The 6,576-nt window shown below is 75.2% G+C and carries 4 protein-coding genes and 1 pseudogene; 1 reads left to right on the plus strand and 4 read right to left on the minus strand.

Features of this window, described 5'->3' with window-relative positions:
- Positions 1 to 70: 70 nt before the first annotated feature.
- The 3 genes and pseudogenes from ACWJ6R_RS27445 to ACWJ6R_RS27455 form a co-directional block, all read right to left on the minus strand.
- Positions 71 to 1,567, minus strand: coding sequence for a BTAD domain-containing putative transcriptional regulator (locus tag ACWJ6R_RS27445; protein ID WP_449065002.1), 1,497 nt, complete (start codon positions 1,565 to 1,567; stop codon positions 71 to 73).
- A 79-nt stretch (positions 1,568 to 1,646) separates the two neighbouring features.
- Positions 1,647 to 3,695 (minus strand): sensor histidine kinase, encoded by a 2,049-nt coding sequence (locus tag ACWJ6R_RS27450; protein WP_449065003.1) that lies wholly within the window; start codon positions 3,693 to 3,695, stop codon positions 1,647 to 1,649.
- A gap of 94 nt (positions 3,696 to 3,789) precedes the next feature.
- Positions 3,790 to 5,121: pseudogene (locus ACWJ6R_RS27455) on the minus strand (MDR family MFS transporter); the annotation flags it as partial.
- Between ACWJ6R_RS27455 and ACWJ6R_RS27460 the strand changes: the two are divergent.
- The gene (locus ACWJ6R_RS27460) at positions 5,115 to 6,113 is read left to right on the plus strand and encodes a DUF5937 family protein (RefSeq protein WP_449065004.1); all 999 of its coding nucleotides are present in this window, start codon (positions 5,115 to 5,117) and stop codon (positions 6,111 to 6,113) included. The pseudogene ACWJ6R_RS27455 and the gene ACWJ6R_RS27460 overlap by 7 nt on opposite strands.
- Here ACWJ6R_RS27460 and ACWJ6R_RS27465 read toward each other — a convergent pair.
- The coding region (locus tag ACWJ6R_RS27465; protein ID WP_449065005.1) for a terpene synthase family protein at positions 6,068 to 6,576 on the minus strand (509 nt) is incomplete at its 5' end. The two genes, ACWJ6R_RS27460 and ACWJ6R_RS27465, sit on opposite strands and share 46 nt — an antisense overlap.

Below are 6,576 nucleotides of genomic sequence, written 5' to 3' on the forward strand. Positions count from 1 at the left end.
CCCCCGGCGCCGGTCACGGCGCCGTCGCGCGCGCCCGCGCCCGAGGTGCCCCCCGCCTCGAGGTACACCGCTACCTGCTCACGTCACCGGGGTTGACCAGGCCCGACTCGTAGGCCGCGACGACGAGCTGCGCGCGGTCGAACAGCCCCAGGTGCGCCAGGAGCTTGCCCACCGACTCGGCCACGGACGGCTCGGGGACCGACAGGGTCACCGCGATCTGCCGGTTGGTGAGCCCGCGGGCGATCAGCTTCAGCAGGTCCAGCTCGGCGTCGCCGAGGCCGGCGAGCGCGGGCGGGGCCGCGGGGTCGGAGTGCCCGGCGAAGGCCGCGATCAGCCGGGTGGTGACGGCCGGGTCGATCAGCGCGTCCCCGGCCTGCGCGGCGCGCATCGCGGTGATGAGCTGCTCGGGGGCCGAGGTCTTGAGCACGAAGCCGCTCACCCCGGCCCGCAGCGCGGAGTAGAGGTTGTCGTCGGTGCCGAACGTGGTCATCATGATCACCTTGGGCGGGTCCTCGTCGGCGAGGATGCGGCGGGCGGCGGTCAGGCCGTCCAGCCGGGGCATCTGGATGTCCATCAGCACCAGGTCGGGACGGGTCTCGCGGACCAGCGCGATCGCCTGCTCGCCGTTCTCGGCCTCCCCGGCGAGCTCGAAGCCCGGCTCGCTGTCCAGCACCACCCGCAGGCCGGTGCGGACCAGCGCCTGGTCGTCGACCACGACGACGCGGAGGGTCTCCCCCTCCGCCCCCGGGAGCGCCTCCGCCTCCGGCGGGGCCTCCGCGGCCATGACGCGGACGGCCCGGACGGCCGAGGGGGCGGGCGGGTCCAGATGGGGGGCCTGGGCGAGCATGTCCGACTCCAGGCGCTGCAGCGTGGCGCCCAGGTCCAGCCCGAGCTCGTCACGGAGCACGCCCCTGGCCCGCCGGAGCGCGCCGAGGGCGTCCCCCTGCCGGCCGCCGCGGTAGAGGGCCAGGGCGAGCAGCCGCCAGGCCTCCTCCCGGAGCGGGTGGGCCGAGACGTGCGCCTCCAGGTCCGCGACCAGGGCCGCGGAGTGGCCGAGGGCCAGCCCGGCGTCGGCCCGGCGCTCGACCGCGGTCAACCGGAGCTCCTCCAGCCGTCCCGCCTCGGTCACCGCCCACGTCAGATCGGAGAACTCGGCCAGCGCCGGTCCCCGCCAGAGCGCGAGCGCCTCCTCCAGTCGCGCCCAGACCGCGGCCGGGTCGCCGTCGAGCTTGACGGCGTTCTCGAAGCGCCAGGAGTCCACCTGCTCGGCGGCGGCGCGCAGCGCGTACCCCGGCGGAGCCGAGACCAGGACCCCGGCCTCTTTGCGGGGGGCGCGGTCCGGCTCCAGCGCGCGCCGCAGCCGCGACACGTACCCCTGGATGGTGGACAGGGCCTGGGCGGGCGGTTCGCCCGGCCAGAGCTCGTCGATGAGCACGCTCACCGGGACGGCGCGGCCGCCGGCCACGAGCAGCCGGGCAAGCACCGCCATCTGGCGTTGACCGCCGAGGTCGAGCACCACGTCGCCGTGGCGCGCCTGGAACGGTCCGAGGGCACGGAAAGTCAGCATCGCAGTGGTAAGGGTACGACCACCTGGACTATGGCAATACGGCAAAATTCACCATCGTTCGCATCCTGTAAGGAATCGGTTATCCGGCGGGCTCCGTCTCGACGGCCGTGCCCATGGCCAGCGGAAGCACCGCCTCGACCACGGTGCCGCCCTCCGGCGGAGAGGTGATCAGGCAGGTTCCGCCGAGTTCGGAGGCCCTCTCGCGCATCGACGCCAGCCCGACCCCCGAGCGCCGGCCCGCGGGCACGCCCACGCCGTCGTCGCTCACCCGGACGCTCAGCTGCCCGCTCAGTTGCCCGCTCCGCTCCAGCGAGACCCGGATCGTCCGGGCGCGGGCGTGCCGGCGCGCGTTGGTCAGGGCCTCCTGGACGATCCGGTAGGCGGCGACCTCGACCGCGGCCGACAGGTCGGTGAGGTCGCCGTGCACCTCGACCGCCACCTCCGGCCCGGCCATCTCCCCGATGGCGCCGGCCAGGCCGAGGTCGTCCAGGGCCGGCGGGCGCAGGCCGTACACCAGGTGCCTGATGTCGCTGGTCACGCTGTCCATGCCGGAGCGCAGGCCGTCGAGCAGCCGCTCGGCGCTCTCCGGGGAGGTGTGCAGGGAGAGCCGGGCCGCGTTGATCGACATGGCCATGCCGCTGAGCGACTGGCCGAGGCCGTCGTGCAGGTCGCGGCGGAGGCGGCGGCGCTCCTCCTCGCGGGTGGCGATGATCCGCTCCCGCGAACGCCGCAGGGTGTCCACCAGCAGGACCGCGTGGGCGGCGTCCGCGATGTACGGCGTGAGCGCGGAGACGACCCGCTCGTTGTGCGCCGCGGGCAGCCGCCGGACCCCGGGGCGGCCGATGAGCAGGTGGCCGACCGGCTCGCCGTGCCAGGCCAGCCGGACCCGCCGGACCACCTCGCCGAGCTCGCCCGAGACCTCGTCCGCCGGCCCGGCGTGGGGCCCGGCGGTCTTGCCTGCGGTGCCGTCGGCGGCCCTGCCGGGGTTCCTGTCGGCGGGCCGGGGTGAGAAGCGCACGGCCACGCCGGTGACGGAGAGCCCTTCGCGCAGCACCTCCAGGGCGGCCTGCAGCCCCTCGGCCGGGTCGGCCCGCTGCAGCCGGCGCCGCAGCTCCGCGGCCAGCGCCACCGGGTCGCCCTTGCTGCCGTAGAGCAGGCGGTCGGCGCCGCGCTGGAGCACCTTGCGGAGCGGGTGGAAGAAGGCCCCCGCGCAGAGCGCGGCGAGCAGGCCTCCGATCCGGTCCACGTCGGACAGCAGCAGGCTGGAGGCGGTGCCCACCGCCACGTAGACGCCGCCGATGACGCCCACCATGCCGGCGCCGACCAGCGTCCGGGTGATCAGCCCGTCGATGCCGTAGAGCCGGTGCCGCAGGATCGAGAACGCGATCGCGGCGGGGATGAGCGGGATGGTGAACGAGGCCAGCCACCAGATCGGGTCCCCGACCACCCAGGGGACGAGCACGGTCGCGATCGCCGCCAGCGGCCAGAGGATCCGCTGCCGCTCGACCGGCTCCGCGCTGCGGAGGCGTCCCGCGAGCGAGGCGACCGCCAGCGCCATGGACGCGGCCGACAGCCAGTGCAGGACCTCCCGGAGAACCGGTTGCGCGGGGACCGCCCCGAGGAGGACGGCCGCCGAGAGCAGGCCGTCGGAGGCCATGACCGCGCCCCCGAAGACGACCAGCGGGCGCCACCGGCGCGAGGGCAGCCGGCCGGTCGGATGCACCAGCGGCAGCAGCACGCCCAGCAGGAACGACGCCAGGGTCCAGCTCTGGCCGACGACCACCCACAGGAGCACGGGTGCGTCCGGGGCGTACGGGGACGGGGCGTGCAGGCGGGCGACGTTGGCCGCCAGGATGTTGGCGGCGCAGGCCAGCCCGCCGACCGCCAGCAGCCAGCCGACGAGCAGCCGCGGGCGCCGGAAGATCAGCAGGGCTCCGAAGAGCGGGAAGGCGGTCCCCGCCACGTCCTCGGGCGCGAACGGCAGCGGGGTGTAAGGGGATTGGGGGAGCCGGGCGGTCACCCAGATGTCGGTGAGCTCCATGGCGACGGCCGCCGCGGCGATCGCCGTCGCCGCGGCTCGCGCCCGCCCGGGGCCCACCACGGCGGACAGCCGGTCCAGCCCGCGCATATGGTCGGTCCTTTCGCGAAACACGATGTGAGAGGACCCTAACCGGCGCGAACAGCAATCCAATCAAACCGGATCGGATCGGATCAACGGACGATCAACGCACCGGCTCCGGCTCGCTCTCCGGCTTCGGCTTCGGTTCCGCTCCGGTGGCCGCTTCCGCTTCCGCCGCCGCGCGTGCCCGGCGGCGCAGCGCCGGGCCGATCGCGAGCAGGCCCGCGGCGGCCACCAGCTCGATCGCCCCGACGACCGGCCAGAGGACGGCGGGACCGGCCGCCAGCAGCCGGGTGCCGAGCAGCGGGGCGAGCAGGGTCCCGGCCGACCAGGCGAAACCGAACATCCCGGAGTAGCGTCCGCGCAGGTGGGCGGGGGCGAGCGCGGCCACGATCGCGCCCGGGATGCCCGCGGTGACGATCTCCCCCAACGTCCAGACGACCACCGTGGCGGCGTACCCGGCGACGCCGGAGACGACGGCGTTCAGCGCGAAGCCCCCGCCGATGACCGCGAACCCGGCCGCCAGCACGGTGCTGTGGTCCCGCCTGCCGAGCCAGTCGCCGGTCAGCGGCTGGATGAGCACGATCAGGACGCCGTTGACCGCCATGACCAGCCCGTAGGCTGAGGGGGACAGGCCCGCGCCGGTCATCGCCAGCGGCAGGGTGGTGAACGCCTGGGCGTAGACCAGGCTGGAGAGCACGCAGATCACGATGTAGGCGACCATCAGGCGGTCCGCGAAGACGGCTCCGTAGCCGCCGCCCGCCGCCCGCTCGCCCGGCGCCGGCCGCGTCTCCGGCACCGCCCGCCACACCAGCAGGCCGAAGAGGACCGAGGTGACCGCGTTGAAGGCGAACATCCAGCCGTACCCGGCCTCGGCGAACCAGCCGCCGGCGACCATGGCGACCGCGAAGCCGAGGTTCAGCGCCCAGAAGAGCAGGCCGTAGGCGCGGGGCCGGTCCTCCGGCGCGATCAGGTCGGCCACCAGCGCGTTGGACGCGGGCCGGTAGGCGTCGATCGTCACGCCGAGCACGAACATCAGCGCCACGATCGCGGGCAGCGAGGAGGCGGCTCCCAGTGCCCCCATGGTGGCGGCGGTGGCGACCATGCCGCCGGTCAGCGTGACCCGCCGCCCGAACCGGTCGGCCAGCCAGCCCGCGAGCGGCTGCGAGATCAGCGAGCCCGCGCCGAAGACCGCCATCACCGCGCCCGCGGCGGCCAGGGACATGCCTCGGGCCTGCGTCAGGTACACGCCGATGAACGGCTCGACCATCATGCCCACCCGGTTGACCAGGGTCCCGGTCCACAGCGCCCAGAAGGCGCGGGGGAGGCCGCCGATCTTCGATTGCAGGAACGAGGGGCTGGTGAGGGTCGAGCTCGTCATGGGGACAGGTTCGGCCGTCCGGCCGCGCGGATGCGAATCTTTTAGCCGTGCCTGAAAAGTCGTGCGGTTTCCAGAAGACCTCCTGCCACGTCGAGTGGATCTTCGCCCCCGACGACGTGGCCCGGATCCGCTTCGCCTTCTCGCCCATCTGGGAGCTGGTCGCCAGCCTGCGCACGCTCCGCGACCCGGCCCGGCACTCCCTGCACCTGCCCTGGCTGCGCGCCGTACGGCCCCGCCTGGCGGGTCTGGACCTGTCGGAGCTGTTCGCGCTGGTCCCGAAACGCGGCTACCTCGTGGACTTCGTCACCCCCACGCCCGACACCCCGATGCCCGACTTCGCCGCCGAGCTGGAGCGGGTACGGCGCACGCCGCCCGACCGGGCCGCCGCGGAGGCCGGCTGGGTGGCCGGGGCCGACCCCCGCGTCATCGAGCGGTTCCGGGCGGACCCGGCGGCCGGGGTGGCACGGGTCGCCGAGACCCTGCAGCGCTACTGGGAGACGGCCTTCGCCGACTTCTGGCCCCGGGTCCATGCGCTGCTGGAGGGCGAGGTGATGCGCCGCTCCCGGCAGCTGGCCGCCGGCGGCGCCCGGGAGCTCTTCACCGACCTGCACCCGAACGTCAGCTGGCGCGGCGACCGGCTCGCGGTGGTGCGGAACTGGTCCTACTCCGCCCCGCTGGGCGGCGACGGGCTGGTGCTGGTGCCCACCGCCTTCTGGTGGCCGGACACGGCCGCGGTGGTCGAGCCGTACCAGCCGATGCTCGTCTACCCGGCGGACGGGGTCGGCACCCTCTGGTCGGCGAGCCCGCCGCCCGCCCCCGGCGCGCTCGCCGCACTGATCGGCCGGACCCGGGCGCGGATCCTCACCGCCCTCGCCGACCCGTCGACCACCACGGCCCTGGCCCGCCGCATGGAGCTCACCCCCGGCGCGGTCAGCCAGCATCTGGCCGTGCTGGCCGGCGGCGGGCTGGTCACCCGCCACCGTCTCGGCCGCGAGGTCGTCTACCGCCGCACGCCGGTGGGCGACTCCCTGGTCTGCGCCTCCTGAACCTCCGGAACCTCCCGGACGGAGGAGGCGGGGGCGAGGCCGGACTCCAGGAGCTGCTCCAGGTGGGCCCGGGAGACGGTCAGGAACGCGCAGGCCACCCGCGTCACGTCACGACCGGCGGCCAGGCCGAGGCCGTGCCGCTCCACGAGCACGGGGACCGCCCAGGCCGCCGTCCACAGCTCCTCCATCCGGGCCACCAACCGCTCGACGATCGGCTCCGCGGCGGCCTCGTCACCGTGCCCGGCCGCGACGTCACCGGACCAGGCGACGACGTCACCGCTCGCCTCGACGAGCGCCCGCCACCGGCGGTCGGCGACCACCGGGGCCGGCACCTCCACGCCCAGGCACGGCTCCACCAGATCGAACAGGTAGGGGCCGCAGACGGCCCTGCCCCACGCGGGGCGGTCGGCTGTCCGGGCCGGGAGCGGGGCCGTGGCCAGGGGAGCGGGTCCCGGCGGCGGGG

This window comes from Planomonospora algeriensis (assembly GCF_977012225.1).

Excerpts from the sequence above, each read along its gene's own strand:
- ACWJ6R_RS27445 (WP_449065002.1), bottom strand. The coding sequence starts at position 1,567 with ATGCTGACTTTCCGTGCCCTCGGACCGTTCCAGGCGCGCCACGGCGAC.
- ACWJ6R_RS27450 (WP_449065003.1), bottom strand. The coding sequence starts at position 3,695 with ATGCGCGGGCTGGACCGGCTGTCCGCCGTGGTGGGCCCCGGGCGGGCG.